The 25,119-nt window shown below is 65.1% G+C and carries 18 protein-coding genes; 5 read left to right on the top strand and 13 right to left on the bottom strand.

The genetic code is table 11. From position 1 onward, the window contains the following. Positions 1-15: 15 nt before the first annotated feature. On the top strand, positions 16-1,347 hold the full coding sequence (locus A3840_RS19270; RefSeq protein WP_131798272.1) for a MurL-like N-terminal domain-containing: 1,332 nt from the start codon (positions 16-18) through the stop codon (positions 1,345-1,347). Then, positions 1,337-2,632 carry a UDP-N-acetylmuramoyl-L-alanine--D-glutamate ligase gene (gene murD, locus A3840_RS07730; RefSeq protein ID WP_067454371.1) on the top strand — a complete coding sequence of 432 codons (1,296 nt, stop codon included), beginning with the start codon at positions 1,337-1,339 and terminating at the stop codon, positions 2,630-2,632. Before A3840_RS19270 ends, murD begins: the two co-directional genes overlap by 11 nt. Before the next feature lie 448 nt (positions 2,633-3,080). On the opposite strand, the gene A3840_RS07725 is transcribed toward murD, so the two are convergent. Continuing rightward, positions 3,081-4,796, bottom strand: coding sequence for a hypothetical protein (locus tag A3840_RS07725; protein WP_067454369.1), 1,716 nt, complete (start codon positions 4,794-4,796; stop codon positions 3,081-3,083). 272 nt (positions 4,797-5,068) lie between these two features. Here A3840_RS07725 and A3840_RS07720 point away from each other — a divergent pair, with 272 nt between their 5' ends. Continuing rightward, complete coding sequence (locus A3840_RS07720) at positions 5,069-5,515, top strand: hypothetical protein (protein WP_067454368.1); 447 nt, start codon at positions 5,069-5,071, stop codon at positions 5,513-5,515. A gap of 246 nt (positions 5,516-5,761) precedes the next feature. Here the strand turns inward: A3840_RS07720 and A3840_RS07715 are convergent, their stop codons facing one another. The 3 genes from A3840_RS07715 to A3840_RS19660 form a co-directional block, all read right to left on the bottom strand. Beyond that, positions 5,762-6,283: an MgtC/SapB family protein gene (locus A3840_RS07715; RefSeq protein WP_067454367.1), complete on the bottom strand. Its 522-nt coding sequence runs from the start codon at positions 6,281-6,283 to the stop codon at positions 5,762-5,764. Between the two features lie 74 nt (positions 6,284-6,357). Further along, a complete protein-coding gene (locus A3840_RS07710) occupies positions 6,358-7,404 on the bottom strand; it encodes an NAD(P)-dependent alcohol dehydrogenase (RefSeq protein ID WP_067454482.1) in 1,047 nt (348 codons plus the stop codon). Positions 7,405-7,495: 91 nt separating this feature from the next. Next, entirely contained in the window at positions 7,496-7,654 is a 159-nt protein-coding gene (locus tag A3840_RS19660; RefSeq protein ID WP_165603143.1) for a hypothetical protein, read from the bottom strand. A 109-nt stretch (positions 7,655-7,763) separates the two neighbouring features. Here A3840_RS19660 and ade point away from each other — a divergent pair, with 109 nt between their 5' ends. Together ade and A3840_RS07700 are read left to right on the top strand one after the other, a co-directional pair. Then, positions 7,764-9,491 carry an adenine deaminase gene (gene ade, locus A3840_RS07705; protein ID WP_067454366.1) on the top strand — a complete coding sequence of 576 codons (1,728 nt, stop codon included), beginning with the start codon at positions 7,764-7,766 and terminating at the stop codon, positions 9,489-9,491. Positions 9,492-9,882: 391 nt separating this feature from the next. Beyond that, positions 9,883-11,547 carry a tannase/feruloyl esterase family alpha/beta hydrolase gene (locus tag A3840_RS07700; RefSeq protein WP_067454364.1) on the top strand — a complete coding sequence of 555 codons (1,665 nt, stop codon included), beginning with the start codon at positions 9,883-9,885 and terminating at the stop codon, positions 11,545-11,547. A gap of 417 nt (positions 11,548-11,964) precedes the next feature. On the opposite strand, the gene A3840_RS07695 is transcribed toward A3840_RS07700, so the two are convergent. The 9 genes from A3840_RS07695 to xdhB all read right to left on the bottom strand — a co-directional run bounded on the left by A3840_RS07695 (position 11,965) and on the right by xdhB (position 25,085). Continuing rightward, entirely contained in the window at positions 11,965-14,127 is a 2,163-nt protein-coding gene (locus tag A3840_RS07695) for a malate synthase G (protein ID WP_067454361.1), read from the bottom strand. Between the two features lie 189 nt (positions 14,128-14,316). Then, positions 14,317-15,618, bottom strand: coding sequence for a guanine deaminase (guaD, locus tag A3840_RS07690; RefSeq protein ID WP_067454358.1), 1,302 nt, complete (start codon positions 15,616-15,618; stop codon positions 14,317-14,319). Further along, positions 15,615-16,841 carry a urate hydroxylase PuuD gene (locus tag A3840_RS07685; RefSeq protein WP_067454480.1) on the bottom strand — a complete coding sequence of 409 codons (1,227 nt, stop codon included), beginning with the start codon at positions 16,839-16,841 and terminating at the stop codon, positions 15,615-15,617. The genes guaD and A3840_RS07685 overlap by 4 nt, the downstream gene beginning before the upstream one ends. Positions 16,842-17,083: 242 nt before the next feature. Next, positions 17,084-18,169, bottom strand: a complete 1,086-nt coding sequence (locus tag A3840_RS07680; RefSeq protein ID WP_067454355.1) for a BMP family ABC transporter substrate-binding protein — start codon at positions 18,167-18,169, stop codon at positions 17,084-17,086. 55 nt (positions 18,170-18,224) lie between these two features. Continuing rightward, positions 18,225-19,154 carry an ABC transporter permease gene (locus A3840_RS07675; protein ID WP_067454351.1) on the bottom strand — a complete coding sequence of 310 codons (930 nt, stop codon included), beginning with the start codon at positions 19,152-19,154 and terminating at the stop codon, positions 18,225-18,227. Further along, positions 19,151-20,230 (bottom strand): ABC transporter permease, encoded by a 1,080-nt coding sequence (locus A3840_RS07670; RefSeq protein ID WP_067454349.1) that lies wholly within the window; start codon positions 20,228-20,230, stop codon positions 19,151-19,153. Before A3840_RS07670 ends, A3840_RS07675 begins: the two co-directional genes overlap by 4 nt. Continuing rightward, entirely contained in the window at positions 20,230-21,744 is a 1,515-nt protein-coding gene (locus tag A3840_RS07665; protein ID WP_067454346.1) for an ABC transporter ATP-binding protein, read from the bottom strand. Before A3840_RS07665 ends, A3840_RS07670 begins: the two co-directional genes overlap by 1 nt. A 1-nt stretch (position 21,745) precedes the next feature. After that, positions 21,746-22,603: a xanthine dehydrogenase accessory protein XdhC gene (gene xdhC / locus A3840_RS07660; RefSeq protein WP_067454343.1), complete on the bottom strand. Its 858-nt coding sequence runs from the start codon at positions 22,601-22,603 to the stop codon at positions 21,746-21,748. 151 nt (positions 22,604-22,754) lie between these two features. Then, a complete protein-coding gene (gene xdhB, locus A3840_RS07655) occupies positions 22,755-25,085 on the bottom strand; it encodes a xanthine dehydrogenase molybdopterin binding subunit (protein ID WP_067454342.1) in 2,331 nt (776 codons plus the stop codon). Between the last annotated feature and the right edge of the window lie 34 nt (positions 25,086-25,119).

The raw sequence follows: 25,119 nt of genomic DNA, 5'->3' as shown, positions 1-25,119 counted from the left end.
GCCAGCGAGTTGCCCGTGACCGAAACCTTCCGCATCGACCGTCCATCCTTCGACCCGGCCACGGGCGAGGCCCGCTTTCCGTACCGGCTGAACGATCTCGCCTTCACCGAAGTGCTGACCCTGCCCCGGGGCGCCGGTACCGCCGCGGCCGGCTCGCCCGCCTTTGCCAAGCTGCTCGGCCTCACCGCCCTGGTCCTTGGCGTCTCCTATTTCAAGCTGCGCGCCCCCCTCGACATCACCGCGCCCGATATTCCGCTCACCGCCGCCGAGCGCGCCTTCGTCATCGATGTCTACGAGAACGGCCTGGGCGAATTCTATGCCCGCAACGAACTCACCCGCTTCGGCAAGCTGACCCTCACCGCGCCCGACGATGCCGAGGAGCGCAAGCCCGCCCTCGACCTGCCCGATCGCACCCTGCTGCCCATCGGCGGCGGCAAGGACAGCCTGGTCAGCGTCGATCTGCTCACCCATACCGGGGTGGATTTCACCCCCTTCGCCGTCAATCCCAAGGGCCCGATCCTCTCCTCGGTCGAGGCCATCGGCACGCCTCCGCTCTATGTCACCCGCGTGCTCGATCCCGAAATGATCCGGCTGGGCAAGGAGGCGGGCTATTACAATGGCCACGTCCCCTCCACCGCCATCAATTCCATGATCGCCGCGCTCTGCGCCCTGCTCTACGGCTATAGCCAGATCGTGCTCTCCAACGAGCGCTCGGCCAGCGAGGGCAATGTCATGTTCGATGGCCGCGAGACCAATCACCAATATTCGAAATCCCTCGGCTTCGAATTGCTGATCGCCGATACGCTCGCCAATGCCACTGGCGGCGCGCTCAAATATTTCTCCCTGCTCCGCCCCTATTCGGAAGCGCGCATCGCCTCGCTCTTCACCCATAGCGACAAGTTCGACGCCGTCTTTTCGAGCTGCAACCGCAATTTCCGCCTCACGGGCAATGATGGCCCGCTCTGGTGCGGGGAATGCCCGAAATGCCATTTCGTGTTCCTGATCTTCGCCCCCTTCATGGCCAAGGACCGGCTCCTGCGCATTTTCGGCAAGAACCTCTTGGACGAGCCGGCCAATGAGCAATCCTTCCGCGAACTGGCGGGCCTCACCGGGCAGAAGCCGTGGGAATGCGTCGGCGAAATCCTCGAGGCCGCCGCCTGCTTCTACACCCTCACCCGCCACGCCGATTGGCACGAAGCCCGGATCGTCAGCGCCATCAAGCCCGATCTCTTCGCCCAATATGGCGAGGAAAAATTGCAGCTCGCCATGGCCGAATGCCTGACCGACAGCCGCGACCACCACATTCCCCCCGCGCTCGCCGCCAAGGTCGCCGCCTATGCGGTTTGAAGAACCGGTCCTGCTCTATGGCGCGGGCAAGGAAGCCCTTTCCACCCGCGCCTTCCTCAAGGCGCGCCAGCCCGATTTGAAAGTCTTCGTCGCCGTCGATAGCGGCAGCGCCGATATTCCGGACACCGAGCAGATCGCCATCGACGACCTGCCCGCCGCCATTCACGGCCACCGCTTCGGCCTCATCGTCAAAAGCCCCGGCGTCTCGCGCTACAAGCCCATTTTCAGCATCGCCGCCGCGGCCGGCATTCCGGTGACGTCCAACCTCAATCTCTGGGGCGCCGCCTATCGGCATGGCCACACCCTGATCGCCATCACCGGCACCAAGGGCAAGTCCACCACCGCCACCCTCACCCATCTGATGCTGGTCCATTCCGGCCTGGATGCGGGCCTGGCCGGCAATGTCGGCCTCGCCCCGCTCGACATCGCCGACAGCCATGCGCTCATCGTGCTGGAACTCTCGAGCTACCAGACCGCCGACATGAATTTCCTGCCCGATATCGCGGCGATCACCAATCTCTATCCCGAACATGTCGATTGGCACGGCTCGGTCGAGCGCTATTACGCCGACAAGCTGCACCTGATCGACCGCGAGGGCAGCTTTGCCGTCGCCCTCGGCGCCGCTGCGCGTGGCAATGCGCTGGTGGCCCGGGCCGTGCGCGATCATCGGCGCCTGCTGCGCGACCTGACGCCGGAAGAAGACCTTGCCATCGAGCACGCCGCCGCCCATTCCCGGCTGCGCGGCGCGCATAATCTCGACAATGCCCGCCTCGCCGCCCAGATCGCACTCGGCGCCGGCGGCACGCTCGACGGCATCCTCAAGGGCATCGCCGCCTTCCGCCCCCTGCCCCACCGGCTGGAGGAGCATGTCTTCGGCGGCGTCACCGTGGTCAATGATTCCATCTCCACCACGCCCGAAGCCACCAAGGCGGCGCTCGCCGCCTATCCCGGCCGCCGCATCGCCCTCATCGCCGGCGGGCATGAGCGCCAGCAGGATTATGCCGAACTGGCGGGCCTGCTCGCCCAGCGCGGCGTCACCATTCTGGTGACCCTGCCGGTCACCGGGGAGCGTCTGGCGCAGGCGGCCGCCGGCCTGAACGCCGATATCGCCATCATCCAGGCCCCCGATCTCGATTCCGCCATCGGCGCCCTGAAGCTCCGGCGCGACCGCTTCGACACCATCATCCTCTCCCCCGGCGCCCCCTCCTATAATCAGTTCAAGAATTTCGAGGAACGCGGCGCCCGTTTCGTCGCCCGCTGCCGGGACGTATTCGGAGCGGGCTGAGACGGCCAGATCGTTCCACTCTGAACTGAACCATCAATAGACCTCACCCTGAGCCCGTCGAAGGGCGAGGTCGTGGCCGCCAATCCCAGTGTGCCCGACCTCGTGGTTCGACAGGCTCACCATGAGGTCTTCCGGGCATTTTACCGGTCATTCCCATGTCGGCTCGACCCTGGAGCAGTCCACATTCAGCTGGAATCCCATCTCTTTGCTTCCCTCACCTTAAGAGGAACCACCCCCACCCACCGCTCGTCACCCTCGGGCCTGACCCGAGGGTTCTTTGTTTTTGGGTGTATCGCAAACGCCCTCGGGTCAAGCCCGAGGGTGACGATCCGGATTGGGTTAGATACCCTTAAGCCCGAGGAGGACGATCCCGATTGGGTTAGATCGCGGCTCCCTCACCCTGAACAGGCAGAGCGATAGAACCGTGTCCGTTTAAACGTGAAACGATCTAAAACCCCGCATTGAGCGCAGCGGGCGGCACGCCGGCCGAGAGCAGGGCCACGCGCATGTCGCGCAGCAGCGTCTCGTTGCTGATGCGCTGGCGCAATTGCGTCAGGATACCCCGCGCCCGGAAGCTCGACAGATCGAGCACGCGCGGCAGGTAGCGGTTGACCACGTCGGCATCGCCCAGCCCCTGTCCCGCCATCACCGCCAGCACGGGGCCGAGCTCCCGGTCGGCCTCGGCATAGATGCCGGCATATTCGACCGCGCGCCGATATTGGCCCAGACGCAGCGCATCCAGCGCCGGCACGCAGAAATACCAGGCCGGCGGCTCCGGACTGTCGGCGATCAGCGGTCCGGCGAGCCGCGCCGCCGCGTCCAGCCGACCCATGAAGGCGAAATGCCGGGCCCGGGCGGCAATGGCATCGGTATTGGAGGGATTGAGCTGATAGGTGGTGCTATAGGCCGCCTCCGCCTGGTCGTGCTGGCCGACCAGCTCGAAGAACCGCGCCCGCTGCTCCCAGACAAAGGCGCTGACCGGCGCCAGCAGCACCGCCTCGGCCAGCATGTCTCCGGCCCGGCTGAGCCGTTCTGCGGCGCTGCCGTCGCCCGGGCCGGTTTCCGCCACGAGGCTCGCCAGCGCGGCCAGCGCCTGCCCGCTGCCCCGCGCGCGATCGCCCAGCGCGACGAAGCAGGTCTGCGCCCGCTCGGCGCTGACCGTCGAACCGCTCTCCCGATAGAGGTCGAACAGCACCCGGCAGAGATAAGGGCTTTCCCGCCCCTCCAGCGCCGTTCCGTCCGCCGCCAGCGCCCGGGCGGCGCGATGCAGCGGGCCGCGCGGATTGCCCAGCACCAGGCTCAGCCGGTCGGAAATCTGATTGAGCAGGTCCGCGCGCCGCAGATCCTCGCCATCCAGCGCGATGGCCTGGTTCCAGACCACGTTGTCGCTCGCGGTCTCGGTGAGGATGGCGCTGTATTGCAGGCCGCCCGCCTCGCGCCGGACGATGCCGCTGAGCACGTAATCGTCCGTGTTCTGCCCATCCGTCGCGGCGGCGCCGCCGCCATAATGCACGGCAATGGTCTCGAAATGCTCGAGATCGGTCACCAATTCGATGGCAAGGCCCGCCGCCATGCCCAGATCGGCGATATTCCCGGTCAGGCTCTGGAATTCGGTGACGGTCACCGAGGGCCGCTCCAGCGGCCCGACGGCGTCGCCATTGGCGCCGTTCCGCCAGGCCCAGCTGGAATAGGCAAAGGCCAGGATGGCGCCGGCAAGGGCAAACCCGGCCAGGACGAACCAGGTCGCGGGCAGCCCGCCTTTCCGATCCGGCCCGGCCGGCACAGGCGCTGCACCCGCGCCCCGCGCCTCATCTTCGCCCGCAATCCACCGCACGAATTCGGGCACATAGCGGCCGGTCGGCAGGGCGATCCGCACGGCCTCTCCCGCCCCGTCCTCCTGGTAAAATCGCGTCAGCAATCCGCGCAGGCGCCGCGCCTGTACCCGCACGATCGGATCGGTTTGCGGATCGAAATCGGCCGGACGGCCGAACACGTCCACGGCGATGGAATAGGCCTTGATCGATTGCGCCTCGCCACGCAGCTTGCGCTCCACGATATAGGCGAGAAACTTCGCCAATTGGCCCGACCGCGCGATTTCCGGCCAGCCCAGCAGGCGCTGCAGAGCTGCGGCCACTTCCTCATCGCGAGGCTCGCCATCGGACACGGAATCCCCTCCTGACCCCGGCCAATAGTGACTCTTTACATGTAAATTACAACCCGGCTTACATCCGGTTTACGCCCTTTTGCCTGTGCGGCCGCGCGCGCATGCGTCATAGGCGGGGATGTTCATGTCACCTCCCTGACATGTTTTCCTGGCGGAAGGCCCCGCCCGGACAGTTTCTACACCGATATGGACCGCTCCTGCCCGGCGCTATCGTGCCTGGAAGGATTTGTTTTTCCAGGCGTTCCCGCGCGGCGCGGGATTTGAGGTGCTCCTTGCAAGCGGACCTTTCCGACCCGCCCTTTATCGCGCTGATCGATGACGATCATCATTCGGCGCATCTGCTGACGCGCATGCTGGCCGCCCAGGGGGCGCCCGCCATTCGGCATTTCGAAACCGCGGAAGCAGGCGCAGCGGCGCTCGCCGCCATATTGGGCGATCACCAGGCCACCTGGCCCGGCCTCGTCATCGTCGATCTCAAGGCCCATAGCGGCGCCAATCTCGACTTCGCGGCGCGCCACCACGCCATGTTGCGGCAAAAGGGTGTTCCGCTTGCCGTCATGGCCCCGCCGCTCGACCGCGCCGGCCGCCAGCTGCTGCACGATGCGGGCGTGGCCGCCGTATTTTTCCGCCAGCCCGAACTCGACGCCTATCGGCGCGAGGCGGCGGCGATCGTCGATTTCTGGGCGCGCCAACAGCGCCTGGATGCCATTGGCATGTAACGCCTGCGTCCACAGGTTGCATGCCATAGGCGGAGAGAGAGACCGCGACCCGGCCCGGCCGGCGCGCATTCCCAGGTGCCTCTCTTCGCCCTCCCACCGGTCGGCAGTCTGCACCGCTGCCGGGCCGAATGCGCGGATGGGTCCAAAGACGTCCGCGCGGGGCAACGGATACGACACCTCCCGGTCGTGTCCGTACGGGGGGAGAAGCCGGGCGCTGCCGCGTATGTCCCTTACGCAGGGCGCGCCTTACGGCTTCTCCCCGCGGCCCATCGCATCGGGCCCCGGATCGCCCTTGTGCCCCAGAACCTTGTGCGAAAAGGCGCGCAGGGCCGCCAGCACCAGGATGGCGAACAGCGCCACCGCTCCCGCCACGATGTAGAATCCGAGCGCGGTGGCCACGCCTACGGCCCCGGCCAGCCACATGCCCGCCCCGGTGGTCAGCCCCTGCACATTGCGGCCGCTGCGGAAGATCGCCCCGGCCCCGAGAAAGGCGATCCCGGCGGTCACCGCTTCCACCGCGCGGATCGGGTCGGCCTGCGGTCCCTGCGGCCCGCCTTCGATCGTATGGAAGATTTCGAAGGAAAGGATGGTGAACAAGGCCGCCGCCACCGCCACCAGGATATGCGTCCGCAATCCCGCCTCGGCGGTGTTGACCTCGCGCTCGAAGCCGATCATGGCGCCGAAAACGGCCGCCATGAGCAGCCTGAGGGCGATGATGTGCTGGGGAAGATAGGTTTCGACCAGTCCGAAAGAATTGCCGACATCCATGAGGGGGAACCCGAAATCGTGACGCTGCCTTCACAACACCGCCGGCGGCCGCAGGTTCCTCCCCCGCCCTTGCGCTAGTCGGCCACCCGGATTTGCAGCTTCACGTCGCTGGGCCGCGCCTCCACGGCCCGCTCGAAGGCCTTGATCGAGTCCTCGAAGGCGAAGGTTTCCGAGATCAGCGGCTTCAAATCCACCTTGCCCGAGGCGATCAGCGCGATGGCCCGATCATATTGATGGGCATAGCGGAACACGTTCTCGATCCGGATTTCCTTGACCGAGGCGCCGGCAATATCCACCGCCACCGGCTCGACCGGCAGCCCCACCACCACGATGGCGCCACCGGGGCGGGGCACGTCCATGATCGTCTGCCAGGCCTTGGGCGATCCGGAGCATTCGAACACCACATCGGCGCCCCAGCCCTCCGTCAGCCGGCCGATCTCGGCGGCCAGGTCCTGTTCGCGGATATTGACCGGAATGATCCCCTCATATCGCGCCGCGATGTCGAGCTTGGGCTGGGCCAGGTCCGCCACGATGACGCGGGCGCAGCCACCGGCCAGCGCCGCCAGCGCCACCATGGTGCCGATCGGCCCCGCCCCGATGACCACGGCAATGTCCCCGGGCTGGATCCGCGCCTTGCTCGCTGCCTGCATGCCCACCGCGAAGGGCTCCACCATGGCGCCTTCGGCAAAGCTCACATTGTCGGGCAATTTGAAGGTGTAATTGGCCGGATGCACCACTTCGGCCGTCAGCACGCCATGCACCGGCGGCGTGGCCCAGAACTGTACCGCCGGATCGACATTATACATGCCCAGCCGGCTGGCGCGCGAATTGGCATCGGGCACGCCCGGCTCCATGCAGACCCGGTCGCCCACCTCGAGACGGCGCACCCCGGCCCCCACTTCCACCACCGTGCCCGCCGCCTCATGGCCGAGCACCATGGGCTCGCGCACGACGAAGGGGCCGATGCGCCCATGGGTATAATAATGCACGTCCGAGCCGCAGACCCCCACGGTGTGGATGGCGATCCGCACCATGCCGGGCCCGACCTCGAGCGGCAGCTCGATATCGCGCAAGGCCAGTTCGTGTTGACGTTCCAGCACCAGGGCACGCATCTTGGCCATCGCTTCCTCCTCACCAGGCCCGGCGAGCATTAGCGCATCGCCTGGGCAGATGCCAGAGAGGAGCTGTGGCGAAAGGCGGAATGCCGGCCCGTCAGGCCTGGGCCGGCTGCATCACCTGGAACACGATGAAGATCGCGGCGAAGACGAGGACGATCAGGATCAGCGAGATCGTCAGCACGCGCAGGTTCATCTTGCGCGGATTGGCCTGGCGCACTTCGGTCGTGTTCTTGTTGGGATCGTAGGTTTCCATTCAAAACTCCCGCATCTCTCGAAAGCCAACGCCTGCCATGCGCCCCGGTTCCCTCCCCCGCGCGCTTGCGGGGGCTTGACGGCGCCCGGGCGGCGATGAAGGCTCTCGCATGACCAAGCACTCCTCTTCCCCCGCGCCCGCCCTTCTCACCCGCATGATCCTGGCTGGCCAGGGCAAGGCCCCGGCCGACCTCGTCATCCGCAATATCGGCCTGCTCGACGTCATCACCGGCGCCGTGACCCAGACCGATATCGCCATCGTCGCCGACCGCATCGTGGGCACCCATGCCCGCTATGAGGGAGAGCGGGTCGTGGACGGCACCGGCCGCTTCGCCGTGCCCGGCTTCATCGATACCCACCTGCATATCGAATCGTCCCTGGTCACCCCGCTGGAATTCGACCGCTGTGTCCTGCCCCATGGCGTCACCACCGTGCTCTGCGATCCGCACGAAATCGCCAATGTGCTCGGCGCCGAAGGCATTCGCTACTTCCTCGACAGCGCCGAACGCACCATCATGGACGTGCGGGTCAATCTCTCCTCCTGCGTCCCGGCCACGCCCTTCGAAACCGCCGGCGCCCGGCTCGAAATCGACGATCTCCTGCCCTTCCGCAGCCATGCCAAGGTCGTCGGCCTGGCCGAAATGATGAATTTCCCCGGCGTGCTCAATGCCGATCCGGGCATCATCGCCAAGCTCGTCGCCTTCCAGGACGGCCATATCGATGGCCACGCCCCCCTGCTGCTCGGCCAGGCGCTCAACGGCTATCTCGCCGCCGGCATCCGCACCGACCACGAGGCCACCTCCGCCGCCGAGGCGCGCGAAAAACTCGCCAAGGGCATGGCCATCCTCATCCGCGAAGGTTCGGTGTCCAAGGACCTGCAGGCGCTGGCCGAACTCCTCGATGAAAACACCTCGAGCTTCGTGGCCCTCTGCACCGATGACCGCAATCCGCTCGACATCGCCGAGGAAGGCCACCTCGATTCGTCCATCCGCCGCCTCATCGCCATGGGCCGGCCCCTGCACCATGTCTATCGCGCCGCCAGCCATTCCGCGGCCCGCATTTTCGGGCTCGGCGATCGCGGCCTCCTCGGCCCCGGCTGGCGCGCCGATATCGCCATCCTCGATTCCCTCGAGGAGTGCCGCGTCTCGGACGTCATCGCCGCCGGCCGCCTGGTCACGCCCGAACTCTTCGACACGCGCGAAGCAGTCGCGCCGGTCGGCCTGCACTCGATGAAGGCCAGTCCCGTCACCGCCGATGCCTTCATCACCGAGCCTCGGCCCGGCCAGAATCGCGTCCCCGTCATCGGCGTCCGCCCCGGCCTGATCCTCACCTTCCGCGAGGAGGCCAGCCTCGCCAGCACCGAAAAGGGCCTCCTGCCCGATATCGACGCCGACGTGATCAAGGTCGCGGTCATCGAGCGCCACGGCAGGAACGGCAATATCGGCCGCGCCTTCGTCACCGGCTTCGGCCTCAAGCGCGGCGCCATCGCCTCCTCGGTCGGCCATGACAGCCACAACATCACCGTGGTTGGCGCCAATGACGCGGACATGGCCGCCGCCGTCAATCGCCTGATCGAACTGGGCGGCGGCTTCGCCGTGGCCGAGAACGGAAAAATCACCGCCGAGCTCGCCCTGCCCATTGCCGGCCTCATGAGCCTCAAGAGCTTCGAGGAGGTCGCCCACGATCTCCATCGCCTGCGCGACGCCGCCAAGGCCCTCGACTGCATCCTGCCCGAACCCTTCCTCCAGGTCGCTTTCCTGGCCCTGCCCGTCATTCCCCATCTCAAAATGACCGATCGCGGCCTGTTCGACGTCGACAGGTTCGATTTCGTGAGTTGATTTGCCGACACAACGCCGCGCTGGAAGACAGCTCGTCTCGAGTGTGCCGGCCCCCCCTCCCATCCTCCCCCATCAAGGGGGAGGTGCCGCATCCAGTCTGGGGCAAGTTTTTTGCCCGACACCGGCCCCACCTCCCCCTTGATGGGGGAGGTAGCGCAGCTTGGCCGGCAGGCCTAGCGGAGCTAGGAGGGGGTGCTTCCGCGCAACAGCGTTAGAGATCAAGCACCATGCCGCCCATCCCCCTCCCCAGCCCTCCCCGCAAGGGGGAGGGTGCCACATCGCGTTTGTGGAAACATCCACACACGCCGGCTGCCAACCACCCCCATATTGCAAAAATAGTTATCCTGCATAACAATCATCCCCGCATCAACGCATGCACAGGGAGGAATGAATGCGCTCGATCTGGAGAAATTCCGTCGCGTTCGCGACATTGTTTGCGGCCGCCGGCCTGGCCGGCACCGTCACGGCCCAGGCCATGGACTGCGCCGATATCGCCGGCCACGATTTCGGCATCGCCGATCTGGTCATTGCCGAAGCATTGGCGGAAGCGGCGGGCGAGAATGTCCCCGTCGATCATTGCCTTGTGCGCGGCCATATCGCCGAGCGCACCGGCATTGATGGCAATACCTACCGCATCCGCTTCGAATTGCGCCTGCCCGATGAATGGAATGGCCGGTTCGTGCATCAGTTCAATGGCGGCAATGACGGCGCCGTCGTCCCCGCCATGGGCAATCTGATGAATGGCGATCCCGCCGATTCCGCCCTGGCCCGCAATTATGCCGTCGTCTCCAGCGATGCCGGCCATGATGGCGAAGCCCATCCCGAAGCCGGGCTGGCCGGCGGCGCCCGGTTCGGCTTCGATCCCCAGGCGCGCAGCGATTACGGCTATGCCGCAATCATCAAGCTCAATCCCGTGGCGACAAAGATCGTCGAGGATTATTACGGCGAGGACATCGCCTATAGCTATGGCGTCGGCGGCTCCAATGGCGGCCGCCATGCCCTGGTGCAGGCCACCCGCTCGCCCGAGGCCTTCGACGGCATTCTCGCCGGCTATCCCGGGTTCAACCTGCCCCGCGCCGCCGTCCAGCATGCCTGGGACGTGCAGAGCTTCCATGCCGTCAATGGCGATATCCGCAAGGCCTTCACCCCCGAGGATCTGCAACTGGTCGGTGACGCCGTCGTCGCCGCCTGCGACGGCTTCGACGGGCTGGAAGACGGCATCATTGCCGATAGCGCCGCCTGCCAGGCCAGTTTCGACATTGCCGCGCTCACCTGCGAAGCGGCCGGCAGCAATGCCTGCCTCAGCCCCGAACAGGTCGAGGCCCTGCGCCGCATCCACGCCGGCCCCACCAATTCGGCCGGCGAAAAGCTCTATACCAATTGGGCCTGGGATCGCGGCATCGCCAGCGGCGATTGGCGCTTCTGGAAGCTGGAAAGCCCCATTCCGCCCTGGGACAATCTCCCTTTGATCGCCACCATGGGCGCCTCATCGCTGGCCGCGATCTTCTCCAATCCGCCGGTCGAGGTCGGCGGCGATCCGGCTGCTTTGCTGCAATTCCTGCTCGATTACGATTTCGACGCCGATGTCACCATCGATGCCCCGGACGCAACCTTCGCCGAATCCCCCATGGACTTCATGGCCCCCACCGATACCGACGATCCGTTCATGGCCGAATTCCACCAGGCGGGCGGCAAGCTGATCGTCTTCCACGGCGTCAGCGATCCGGTCTTTTCGGTCATGGACACCATGGCCTGGTATGAAAAGCTCGATGCCAATCACGATGGCAAGGCGCGCGATTTCGTCACCTTCTACACCGTGCCCGGCATGGGCCACGGCTCCGGCAGTCCCGCCACCGACAAATTCGCCGCCTTCGATGCACTGGTCGACTGGGTCGAAAACGGCACCCGGCCCGAACACCTGGTCGCCGAAGTCACCCCGGACAATCAATATGTCCCCGACATGATCGGCATCACCCGCAAGCTCTGCCCCTATCCGGCAGTGCCGCGCTATAAGGGCGGCGAAGAAGCAAGCCACGAAAGCTTCGCCTGCGAATAGCGGGTCAAGGCCAACGCCGGCCTCCACCTCCCCCTTGATGGGCTTCGAGCCGTCCCTCAGGGCAAATCTCTCCGGTGGAGAGATTTGAGGGGAGAAGGCCATGAGCGCTATGCGCGAATGGCGGAGCGCAGCTTGGCCGAAGGCCTAGCGGAGCTGGGAGGGGGTGCTCACACGCACCGACCACCGGCACCTTGCCGCCATCCCCCTCCCCAGCCCTCCCCTTGAGGGGTGTTTACTTGGGGCGCACCAATACGTGAATTTTCACGATGTCATCCCCGCGAAAGCGGGGACCTCCGTTACCGATACAGGAACTGCAAACAGGGGTTCCCGCTGTCGCGGGAATGACCCCATGGGCAAGCAAAGCCTCCAAAGTAGACGCCACATCGCGTTTGCCCGGCAATCCCGTCCAAGGTAGCCCTACTTCCTGTCGCGCGCCTTCACCTTGCGCCGCGCCGCATGCAGCAGCGGTTCGGTATAGCCGCTGGGCTGGTCGGCCCCATGCAGCGCCAGGTCCAGGGCCGCCTGGAAGGCCACCGACTGGAAATTCTCGGCCATCGGCCGATAGATCGGATCGCCTTCATTCTGCCGGTCCACCACGGAGGCCATGCGCTCGAAGACCGAGGTGACCTCGTCGCGGCTCACCAAGCCATGGCGCAGCCAATTGGCCACCGCCTGCGAGGAAATCCGGCAGGTGGCGCGGTCTTCCATCAGTCCGACATTGTTGATGTCCGGCACCTTGGAACAGCCCACGCCCTGCTGCACCCAGCGCACCACATAGCCCAAAATCCCCTGCGCATTGTTTTCCAGCTCGCGGATGATGTCCTCGCGGCTCAGCGAATAGGGCACCTGCACCGGCATGGAGAACAGATCCGCCAGCGGCGGCAGGGTCTGGTTGTGGCGGCGCTTCTGCGCCTCGAACACGTCGACCTGGTGATAATGCAGCGCATGCAGCGTCGCTGCCGTGGGCGAGGGTACCCAGGCCGTATTGGCCCCGGCATTGGGATGGCCGATCTTGGCCTCCAGCATTGCCGCCATGTCGTCGGGCCGCGCCCACATGCCCTTGCCGATCTGCGCCCGGCCCGAAAAGCCGGTCTCCAGCCCGATCAGCACATTGCGGTCCTCATAGGCGGCCAGCCAGCGTTCGCTCCTGATCTCGTCCTTGCGCAGCACCGCGCCGGCTTCCATCGCGGTGTGGATTTCGTCGCCGGTCCGGTCCAGGAACCCGGTATTGATGAAGAAGACGCGGCTCCGCGCCGCATGGATCGCCGCCTTGAGATTGGCCGAGGTGCGGCGCTCCTCGTCCATGATGCCGATCTTGATCCGATTGGCCGCGAGGCCCAGGAACCGCTCCACCGAAGCGAAGATGGCGCAGGCGAATGCCACTTCCTCGGGCCCGTGCATCTTGGGCTTGACCACATAGATCGCCCCGTCGCGGGCATTGGCGCCCTTGTCGTGCAGCGCGCAGAGCGCGGTCAGCGCCGCATCCATCAGCCCCTCGCCCACCGGCTTGCCGTCCAGCAGCACCGCGTCGGTGGTCATCAGGTGCCCGACATTGCGCACCAGCAGCAGCGAGCGGCCTTTCAGCACCAGCGGCTTGCCCAGAACGTCCTTGTAGCTGCGATCGCCCTTGAGCTTGCGCGTCACCTGGCGGCCGCCCTTTTCGAACGTGTCCTCCAGCGTGCCCTGCATCAGGCCCAGCCAATTGCGATAGACGCCGACCTTGTCCTCGGCATCCACCGCCGCCACCGAATCCTCGCAATCCTGGATCGTGGTCAGTGCCGCCTCGACGATGACATCGCTGAGCCCGGCCTTATGCGCCTTGCCGATCTCCGTATCCGGCGCGATGACCAGAACGACGTGCAGGCCATTGTGCTTGAGCACGATCTCGCCTGCATTTTCCGTGCCGCCATAGCCCACGAAGGCATCCGGATCGCGCAGACCCGTCCGGCCGATGGAGGTATCCACCACCAGCATCCGCGTCTCGCCGTCCTTGACGATGTGATAGCCCGTCGCGTCCCTGTGGCTGCCGCCCGCCAGCGGGAAACTGGCATCGAGGAATTCCGCCGCCCTGGCGACCACGGCCGCCCCCCGCGCCGGATTATAGCCCTGGCCCGGCGCCAGATCGCCATCGCGGCTGATCGCATCGGTGCCGTAAAGCGCGTCGTAAAGGCTGCCCCAGCGGGCATTGGCGGCATTGAGCGCATAGCGCGCATTGGAGACCGGCACCACCAATTGCGGCCCGCACAGTGACGCGATTTCCGGGTCCAGCCCCTCGGTCTCGATGGCAAAATCGCCCGGCTCCTCCACGAGATAGCCGATCTCGCGCAGGAAGGCCTCATAGCCCTCCGGATTGTTGCCCACCGGCCCATTGGCCCGGTGCCAATCGTCGATCTGCCCCTGCAATTGGTCGCGCCTGGCCAGCAATTTCGCATTGGTCGGCACATGCTCGGCCAGCATGGCGGCAAAGCCGCTCCAGAACTGTTCGGCGGCAATACCGGTCCCCGGCAGGGCTTCCCGCTCGACAAAATCCACCAGCAGCGGATGCACGGAAAGGCCGGATTTCGTCTGATATTCAGTCATGGGGGAGCCTTCTCAACTCAATGCGGAGGTGGCCCGATTTCTCTCCTCCGTCACCACCCGGCTTGTCCGGGTGGTCCATGGGAAGTCTGAACGTCGCTGGATTGCCCGGACAAGCCGGCAATGACGACAATCTGGAAATCAGGTCCCTGAAAGTAAGACGATCCAAGCTTTAGAACAGCCCGGGCACCCTCACAACCCGCCTAAAGTTGACTTCGCCCTTGCGCCGGCCACATAGACTTCCGCCACCGCCCGGTCGTCGCCCAGCGTCTGCAGCAGGAACAATTCGTCGGCCAGGCTCTCCACATTGGCCATGCGCATCCGCATCATCGGCGTCGCCCGCGCGTCGAGCACGACCAGGTCCGCCGCCCGCCCCGGCGCGATGGAGCCGATGGTCTCCTCCAGCCCCAAGGCCTCGGCATTGCCCCGCGTCGCCATGTGGAACGAGGCGAAGGGATTGAGCCGTTGCCCGCGCAATTGCAGCACCTTGTAGCCCTCGTCCAGCGTCCGCAACATGGAGACGCTCGTGCCCCCGCCGATATCGGTGGCAATCCCGATCCGCACCCCGTTGTTCAGCAGCCGCTCGCGGTCGAACAGTCCCGAGCCCAGGAACAGGTTCGAGGTCGGGCAGAACACCGCCACCGCTCCGGTCTCGGCCAGCACCCCGGTCTCGCGATGGTTGAGATGGATGCAATGGCCCAGCAGCGTCCTCGGCCCCAGCAGCCCATAATCCTCATAAATCCCCGTATAATCGGGACTGTCCGGATAAAGCTCCATCGAATAGGTGATCTCGGCGTCGTTCTCGCTGAGATGGGTCTGCACGTAGCAATCGGGATGCTCGGCCACCAAGGCCCGCGCCGCCTCGAGCTGGGCCGGGCTCGAGGTGATGGCGAAGCGCGGCGAGATCGCATAAAGCGCCCGCCCCCGCTGGTGCCAGCGCGCGATCAGCGCCTTGCTGTCGTCATAGCCGGACTGGGCGCTGTCGCAGAGCCCCTCGGGCGCATTGCGATCCATCATCACCTTGCCGCCGACCATCAGCATGTTGCGCCTTTGCGCCTCGGCGAAAAACGCATCCACCGAACGCGGATGGCTCGAGCAATAGGCCACCGCGCTGGTCGTGCCGTGCCGGATCAGCGCGTCGTAAAAATCCACCGCCACCGCATCGGCATGGCCCTGCTGGGAGAATTTCTGCTCCTCGATGAACGTATAGGTGTTGAGCCATTCCAGCAGCGAGCCGGCATAGGCCGCCATCATCTGGCTCTGCACGTAATGCAGGTGCAGGTCGATGAAGCCCGGCAGGATCAGGTTGGGCCGGTGGTCGATGATCACCGCGCCCGCAATATCGGCCTCGGCGAAATCCCCCACGGAAACGACGACGCCGTCCTCGATCCCCACCGCGCCGTCTTCGAGATAGAGATAGCTTTCCGCATCGTCGAACCCCAGCGGCGCCCGCGAAAAACTCAGCACCCGCCCGCGCAGAATGGTCCGGCTCATGAGCCCGTGCCTTCCCGATACCATTGCACCAGCAGCGCCCGCTCCTCAGCGCTCATCCCCGTGACATTGCCCGGCGGCATGGCATGGCTCCACCCCGCCTGGATGGCGATCTCATGGGCATGGTTGGCAATGGCCGCGTCATTGTCGAGGACCACGTTTTTCGGCGCCTGGTAAATCCCCTCCCAGGCCGGCTCGGCCGTATGGCACATGGCGCAGCGCGTCTGCACCACGAGGCTCGCCTCGGCAAAATGCTCGGTCGCCATGAACCGCTCGCCGCTGGCATTCGCCAGGGCCTCGTCCCCCGCCCCCGGCAGTTTCGGCGCCGTGGACAGCCAGGCGATCACCAGCATCAGGATCACGGCCACGGCCCAGGTCCAGTGCGGATTGCCCTTCCGCGCATGCCGCGTGTTGAAATAATGCCGGATGACCACGCCGACCAGGAAGATCAGCGAGGCGATGATCCAGTTCCACTGCGTCGCGAACGCCAGCGGATAATGGCTACTCAGCATGAAGAAGATCACCGGCAGCGTCAGGTAATTGTTATGCAGGCTGCGCTGCTTGGCAATTCTGCCATATTTGGCGTCGGGCACCCGCCCGGCCTTGAGATCGGCCACCACGATCTTCTGGTTGGGAATGATGATCATCGCCACATTGGCGGTCATGATCGTGGCGGTGAACGCCCCCATATGCAGCATGGCCGCGCGGCCGGTGAAAAGCTGCGTATAGCCCCAGCTCATGGCGACCAGGATCGCGAACAGCACCAGCATCAGCCCGGTGGTCGATTGCCCGATCGGCGACCTGCACAGCGCGTCGTAAAGCAGCCAGCCCAGGACGATCGAGCCGGCCGACAACAGGATCGCCACCCAGCTCGGCACGTCCAGCACATTGCGGTCCACCAGGAACAGGTCCGCGCCCACATAATAGAGCAGCACCAGCAGCATCGCCCCGGAAAACCAGGTCGCGTAGCTTTCCCATTTGAACCAGGTCAGGTGCTCGGGCAGGAATTCGGGCGCCACCAGATATTTCTGGATGTGATAGAAGCCCCCGCCATGCACCTGCCATTCCTCGCCATGCGCCAGCGGCGGCAGGCTCGGCGTCTGCCGCAGGCCCAGGTCGAGCGCGATGAAATAGAAGGACGAACCGATCCAGGCAATGGCGGTCACCACATGCAGCCAGCGTACGGCAAACATCGCCCATTCATAGAAGATTGCCAGATCGCCCATCATCGTCTCCTCATCCACCGGCCCTCCCCTCTCCCCTTGTGGGAGAGGGTGGATCGCGCAAAGCGCGAGACGGGTGAGGGGTATCTTTCCACGCACTCAATGTTCGCGGGCAGATCGTCACCCCTCATCCGCCCTTCGGGCACCTTCTCCCACAAGGGGAGAAGGCCAACCACCCAACTCTGGCGGTCGACAAAAGGGGGCGGGCATGAACCCGCCCCCTCTATTTACATCAACCAGCCAGCTTACGCCGGCGGAATGACGCCTTCGACATACCAGTCCATGCTGAGCAATTCCTCGTCCGTCAGCGTCACGCCGGCGGCGACACGCTCGGTGCCGGTATGGTCGTTGATCGGGCCGGTGAAGATGTGCAGCGAGCCGTCGATCTGGCCCTGCTTGACCGCTTCGGCGGCGGCGACCACGTCTTCAGGCACTTTCGGGCCATAAGCGCCGATTTCGACTTCGCCCTCGGCCAGGCCCGGCCAGCTGTCCTTGCTTTCCCAGGTGCCGTCGATCACCGCCTGGGCGGTCTTGACGTAGTGCGGGCCCCAATTGTCGATGATCGAGGTCAGCTGGGCATTGGGCGCGAAAGCGCTCATGTCGGCGCCTTGGCCGAAGCCGCCGACAATGCCGCGTTCCTCGGCGACCTGCAGGGCGGCCGGGCCGTCCGTGTGCTGGGCGATCACGTCGATGCCCTGGTCGATCATGGCGCGGGCCGCGTCGGCTTCCTTGGCCGGGTCGTTCCAGCTCGACAGATAGACCGGGGTGATGGTGAATTCGGGGTTCACCTTGCGGGCGGCCAGCACGAAGGCATTGACGCCCATCACCACTTCGGGGATCGGGAACGAGCCGATATAGCCGGCCTTGCCGGTCTGCGACAGATGCCCGGCCACGGTGCCGCACACGGCGCGGCCTTCATAGAAGCGGGCATTGTAGGTGCCCACATTGGCCGAGCGCATATAGCCGGTGGCATGCTCGAAGGTGATGTCGGGGAATTGCTCGGCCACCTTGATCACCGAATCGCCGAAGCCGAAGCTGGTGGCGAAGATCAGCTTGCAGCCCTGCTGGGCCAGCTCGCGCAGCACGCGCTCGCAATCGGGACCCTCGGGCACGTTCTCGACATAGACGGTTTCCACCGCGTCGCCGAGCTGCTCTTCGAGATAGAGCCGGGCCTGGTTATGGGCATAGTTCCAGCCATTGTCATTGATGGTGCCGACCAGGACGAAGCCGATCTTGAGCGGTTCGGTCTGGGCGAAGGCGCGGGAGCCGAGCAGCGGCAGGGCGGCTGCGACGGCACCGGCCTTGAGCATGGTGCGACGGTTGAGCGTCATGGGGTTTCTCCTGAGTGACGGGGCTCGTTGATCAAGGCGGTCATTGGGCGCCACCTCAATTGCTGGGCAGGAACGGCCTGCCGAGGCAGGCCGGTGCGTTGGAGGATGCATCGCGGCGGATGGAGATCAGCACCAGCACCACGATAGTTGCGAGATAGGGCATGGCCGCCCACAGTTCGGACGGGATGGACGACAGCGGCCCGCCGCCGGCCTTGGCGTAAAGCTCCATGGTCATGACGAGGCCGAAGAGATAGGCCCCCGCCAGCAGCCGGAACGGCTTCCAGCTGGCGAACACCACCAGGGCCACCGCGATCCAGCCGCGCCCCGCCGTCATGCGCTCGGCCCATTGCGGGGTCAGCAGCAGCGGGAAACAGGCGCCCGCAATGCCGGCCATGGCGCCGCCAAAGGCCACCGCCGCATAGCGCACCCCGATCACCGAATAGCCGATGGAATGGGCCGAAAGATCGTTCTCGCCCACCGCGCGCAGGATCAGCCCGGCCCGGGTGCGCTTGAGGAAGAACCAGACCACCACCACCATGATCAGCGAGAAATAGACCAGCGCCGAATAGCCGAACAGCACCCGCCAGACCGGATGGGTGGCCAGTTCCGCCGGAAACAGCGGCCCCAGCAGCGTCACCGGCCGGGCTGAATAGCCCTGCCCCGCCAGGGCCGAAAAGCCGGTGCCGAAAATGGTCAGCGCCAGGCCTGTCGCGGTCTGGTTGGCCGAAAGGCTGAGCGTGAGGAAGCCGAAGATCATGGAGGCGGCAACGCCCGCCCCCGCCGCGCAGACAATGGCGAGGTAATGATTGCCGGTGGTGAAGGTGACGACGAAGGCGGTGATCGCCCCCACCAGCATCATGCCTTCGACGCCCAGGTTCAGCACCCCGGATTTTTCCACCACCAGTTCGCCGAGCGCCGCGATCAGGATCGGCGTCGAGGCGCCCACGACGGTGATGATGATGGCGATGAGAAGTTCGGTGCTCATGCCCGCGCCTCCCCCTGTGGCGCCACCCGCTTGAGGCGGTAGCGCACCAGGATATCGCCGGCCAGCAGGAAGAACAGCATCATCGACTGGAAGATGCCGCTGGCCGAGGATGGCAGCCCGATGGTCGTCTGCGCCACTTCCCCGCCCACGAAGGTGATGGCCATGATGATGCCGGCAAAGATCACCCCCAGCGGATTGAGCCGCCCGAGAAAGGCGACGATGATGGCGGTGAAGCCGTAATTGGTCGGAAAGCCGGGCACCATGCGCTGGAAGGGTCCCGACACTTCCAGCGCCCCGGCAAAGCCGGCCAGCGCGCCGCTCAGCAGCAGGGCCAGCCAGATCGTCTTGTTTTCCGAAAAGCCGCCATAGCGGGCGGCATGGGGCGCCGAGCCCACCACCTTGACCTGGTAGCCGAACACCGAGCGCGACATGACGAACCAGGCGACCAGCGCCACGATGATCGCGATGGGCACCCCGGCATGGACGATGGTGCCGGGAACGATATTGGGCAGCAGCGCCTCGGAGGCGAAGCGCCGCGTCTGCGGAAAGCCCATGCCCATCGGGTCCTTCCAGGGCGCGCGGACCAGGTAATAGATCAGCTGCACCGAAGCATAGGTCAGCATCAGCGATGTCAGGATTTCGTTGACGTTGAGCCGGGTCTTGAAGAAGGCCGGAATGGCGGCATAGGCCGCTCCGCCGAGGAAACCGGCGACCATCATGGCCGGCAGGATCCAGAACCCGCCCATGCCATGGGTCAGCAGCGCCACCCAGGTCGCCGCCAGCCCGCCCATGATATATTGCCCCTCGGCGCCGATATTCCACACATTGGCGCGATAGGCGATGGACAGCCCTACCCCGATGATGATCAGCGGCGAGGCCTTGACCGCCAGGTCCTGCCATTTCAGCGAATTGGTAATCGGGGTCAGGAAGATTTCCCGCACCGCGCCGACGCCGTCATAGCCGATGGCCGAAAAGATGATGGCCCCAAAGAACATGGTCAGCAGCACCGCGATCAGCGGTGCCGAATAGAGCACGACCCTGGACGGCTCGCGGCGCTTTTCGAGACGGAACTGCATCACGCCGCCGCCTCCCCGTGCACGCCGCCCATCAACAGGCCGATTTCCTCGACGCTGAAATCCTTGACCGGCCGCGCCGCGCTCAATTCGCCCATATTGATCACTGCCAGTGTGTCGGCCAGCGCCCGCAATTCATCGAGATCCTGGCTGATGACCACGATGGCCGAGCCCGCCGCCGCCAGGTCGACCAGCGCCTGGTGGATGGCCGCCGCAGCGCCCGCATCCACGCCCCAGGTCGGCTGGCTCACCACCAGCACGCTCGGCTTCTGCAGGATTTCCCGACCCATGATATATTTCTGCAAGTTCCCGCCCGACAGCGAGCCCGCCGTCGAGGCCGGACCCAGGGCCTTGACGGCGAAATCGGCGATCACCCGGCCGGTATAGGTCCTGGCCGCGCCTGAATTGATCAGCCCCATCACCACCATGCCCAGCCGGTCGCGCGCCGTCAGCACCGAATTGTCGCTCAGCGAGAAATCTCCCACCGCCGCATGTCCGTTGCGCTCCTCCGGCACCGCGCAGAGGCCATGCCGCCGCCGCTCGGTCGTATCCATGCCGCCGATGCCGAGCCCGTCGATGCTGATCGCGTCGCGGTCGTCGCTGCGCACTTCGCCCGAGAGCGCATCGAGCAATGCGTTCTGTCCATTGCCCGCCACCCCGGCAATGCCGAGGATTTCCCCGGCCCGTACCGTGAAGCTCACATTTCGCACCGGAATGTCAAAATGGCCGGTGCTCAACGTTGACAGTCTGTTAACCACAAGCTTCGGAGTGCCAAAGCTGCGCCCCTCCGGTTTGACGATATCCTTGAGCCCGCTGCCGATCATTTTCTCGGCCATGGAGCGGCTCGTCTCCTGCTTGGGATCGCAGGTATCGACCAGCTTCCCGCCCCGCAAAATCGTCGCCACATCGCATAAGGCTTTGATTTCGTGGAGTTTATGCGAAATATAGAGGATCGAGCATCCCTCCGCCGCCAGCTTGCGCAGCACGGTGAACAATTGCTCCACCTCCTGCGGCGTCAGCACCGAAGTCGGCTCGTCCATGATCAGCAATTGCGGGTTCAGCAGCAAAGCGCGAACGATTTCAATGCGTTGGCGCTCGCCCACCGACAAGGTCGCCACCGTCCGATGCGGGTCCAGCGCCAATCCATAGGTCGCCATCACCTCCCGGATTCGCGCCTCCAGCTCCCGCGAGGGCACCTTGGCATCCATGCCCAGCGCGATATTTTCCAGCACCGTCAGCGCCTCGAACAGCGAAAAGTGCTGGAAAACCATACCGATACCGAATTTGCGCGCCGCCTTCGGATTGGGCACGACCACCGGCTCGCCATTCCAGCGGATTTCGCCGGCATCGGGCTGCATGATCCCGTAAATCATCTTGACGAGGGTGGATTTGCCCGCCCCGTTCTCGCCGAGCAGCGCATGGATTTCGCCGGGCTTTACCGCGAACGACACATTGTCATTCGCCAGAACCCCTGGAAATTGCTTGGTAATTCCGCTCAGCTCAAGCCGGTTGGGCATATCAATGTCCACTCGCCACCCCCATGTTCCTGGGGGTGGGCACATGCTCGACAGACGCTTCCCGTTCCCCAATGTGGACCATAATCTCGGCTGCCGCCAGTGCCGCAATCACCGAAGGTCGTTTATCCCCAAGCCCTTGCGCCCCGATCGGCAGAACCAACCGCTCCAGCAGTGCCGGATCGCCGCCCTGCTCCACGAACCAGCGCGCGAATTTCCCTCGCTTGGTTCGCGACCCGACCATGCCGACATAGCTTGCGTCTTTCCGCGCAAGTGCTTCATTGGCAATGAGAAAATCCAGCGCGTGGTCATGGGTCACGATGACGAAGGCGCTGCCGGACGGCGCCGAACGCACCAAAGCCTCGGGCATCGCCACGCGCCGAAAGGGAATAAAGGGCGCCAGCAGGTCCAGTTCGTCCTGCCGCGTATCGATCACCTCGACCCGCACCGGCAGCAGCGCCAGGATTTGCGCCAGCACCCGCCCGACATGTCCGGCTCCGAAAATATAGACGTGGCAAGCCTTTGCTTCTTCGGCCGCCATCCGCTCGGCCAGCTCCCGGCGCAGCGCCTGGTCCGCAAATCGCAGCCCTACCTTGACCCGCCCACCGCAACACTGCCCGATTTCCGGGCCCAGCGGCACATCCATGACCGCCTCGGCGCGGCCCTCGGCGATCAGGCGGCGCGCATGCTCGATCACCATATATTCCAGCGCCCCGCCGCCGATCGTACCGAAAATAGCCTCCTGGCCCACCAGCATGAACGTCCCCTGCTCGCGCGGCGATGAGCCCCGGACAAAGGTGAGTTCGCAGGCAATCACATCGGGATTTGCGGTGAGGAAATTGGCGAGATCGGTGGCGCTCATCGCAAGCCCCCCTCACCCCAGCCCTCTCCCCGGAGGGGCGAGGGAGTCTGCTCAGTGATCGGGGCTCGATATTGCCAAACCCGCAATCGATCCCCTCGCCCCTTTGGGGAGAGGGCTAGGGTGAGGGGTCTACAGGCGTGGCCCACCAACTTCACCCCCGCGCCTCCCGCTTCATCCGCTCGACGCCCATCAGCACCCGCTCCGGCGTCACCGGCGTATCGAGCCGGGGCGCCACCCGATAATCCGCAACGCTCGCCACGGCCATGCCCAGCGCCTCGACCACGCTGATCGCCAGCATGAAGGGCGGCTCGCCCACCGCCTTGGACCGCCCGATGGTCGGCTCGCGATTGACCGACCATTCCGCCAGTTTCACGTTGAAGACCGGCGGAACATCGGAGGCCAGCGGGATCTTGTAGGTAGAGGGCGCATGGGTTCGCAATTGCCCCTTGTCGTCCCAGACCAGTTCCTCGCTCGTCAGCCAGCCCATGCCCTGGATGAAACCGCCCTCGATCTGGCCGATATCGATGGCCGGGTTCAGCGACTTGCCCACATCGTGCAGGATATCCACCCGATCCACGTTATATTCGCCGGTCAACGTGTCCACGCTCACCTCGCTGACCGAGGCGCCATAGGCGAAGTAATAGAAGGGATGTCCCTTGCCGGTGGCGCGATCCCAGTGGATTTTCGGCGTCTTGTAGAAACCGGCGGCGGAAAGCTGCACGCGGTTGAGATAGGCCGAGGCGCAAAGCTCGGCGAAGGGCACGAATTCGCGCCCGATCGTCATGCCGCCCTGCACCCAATGGCAATCACTTTCTTCGGCCTGGTAGAGCTTGGCCGCATGGGCCAGCAGGCGCGCCTTGATCTGCTCGCAGGCATCCCAGGCCGCCATGCCGTTGAGGTCGGAGCCGGACGACGCCGCCGTAGCCGAGGTGTTGGGCACCTTGCCGGTCGAGGTCGGCATGATCTTGATGTTGTCGAGATTGACGCCGAACGCATCGGCCACCACCTGAGCGACCTTGATATAGAGCCCCTGCCCCATCTCGGTGCCGCCATGGCTGAGATGGATCGAGCCATCCTTGTAGACATGCACCAGCGCCCCGGCCTGGTTGTACCAGGTGGCGGTGAAGGAGATGCCGAACTTCACCGGCGTCAGCGCGATGCCTTTTTTCACCACCGTGCTGGTCTTGTTGAAATCAATGATTGCCTTGCGCCGCGCCTGGTAATCGGACGAGGCCTCGAGCTCATCCACGACGCGGTGGACGATATTGTCCTCCACCACCTGGTGATAGGGCGTCACATTGTCCTTGTCGGTACCGTAGAAATTGGCCTTGCGGATATCGAGCGGATCCTTGCCCAAGGCATAGGCGATGTCCTCGATCCACCGCTCCGCCCCCATCATGCCCTGCGGCCCGCCAAAGCCGCGGAAGGCCGTATTGGACACGGTATTGGTATAGAGCGGCTCCGAGCGCACCCGCACCGCCGGATAGAAATAGGCATTGTCGGCGTGGAACAAGGCCCGGTCGGAAACCGGGCCGGACAGGTCCGAGGAAAACCCGGCCCGCGTGCCATAGACGGCATCGACGGCGAGAATTTTGCCGCTCTCGTCATAGCCGACGTCGTAGTCGACGACGAAATCGTGCCTTTTACCGGTAGACTGCATATCGTCGTCCCGGTCAGGGCGGATCTTGCAGGCGCGGTTCCATTTCTTGGCCGCCAAGGCGGCAACCGCCGCGAAGAGATTGCCCTGCGTTTCCTTGCCGCCGAAGCCCCCGCCCATGCGGCGCACATTGACCGTCACCGCATTGTGCCGGATGCCCAGCACCGCCGCGACCATCAATTGCACTTCGCTCGGATGCTGGGTGGAGGAATGGATCACCACATCCTCGTCCTCGCCCGGCACCGCCATGGCGATCTGGCCTTCGAGGTAGAAATGGTCCTGCCCGCCGATGGCGATGGCGCCCTGGAGCCGCCGCGGCGCCGCCGCGAGTCCCGCCTCAACCTGACCCCGCTCCAGCTTCAACGGCTCGGTCACCAGCCTGCCGCCAGCAGCCTGTGCAGCGCGGACATCGGCAATCCAGTCAAGGTCGGCATAGTCGATTTTCGCCAATTGCGCCGCCCGCCGCGCCGCGTCACGCGTTTCGGCGATGACCGCAAAGACCGGCTGCCCCCAAAACTGCACCTTGCCCACAGCGAAGATCGGCTCGTCATGCTTGTGGCTGGGCGACACATCGTTCTCGCCCGGAATGTCTTCCGCCGTCAGCACGCCGATCACCCCCGGCGCTGCTCGCACTGCCGAAAAATCCATCGAGACGATCTCGGCATGCGCCCGGGTGGAAAGCCCGAGATAGGCATGCATCGTGCCCACGGGCTCGATCATGTCGTCGATATATTCCGCCGTCCCGGTGACATGCTTGGGGCCGCTGTCATGGCGGGTGCCGGTGTGGAGGACGGCGAGATTGATAGGGGCTTCGTGCTTGTTCATGCGAAAGCCCCCTCACCCCAGCCCTCTCCCCGAA

The organism is Devosia elaeis (assembly GCF_001650025.1).
Taxonomy (GTDB): domain Bacteria; phylum Pseudomonadota; class Alphaproteobacteria; order Rhizobiales; family Devosiaceae; genus Devosia; species Devosia elaeis.
Note: the sequence above shows the minus strand (reverse complement) of the source record. Positions and strands in the feature narration are given on the sequence as shown.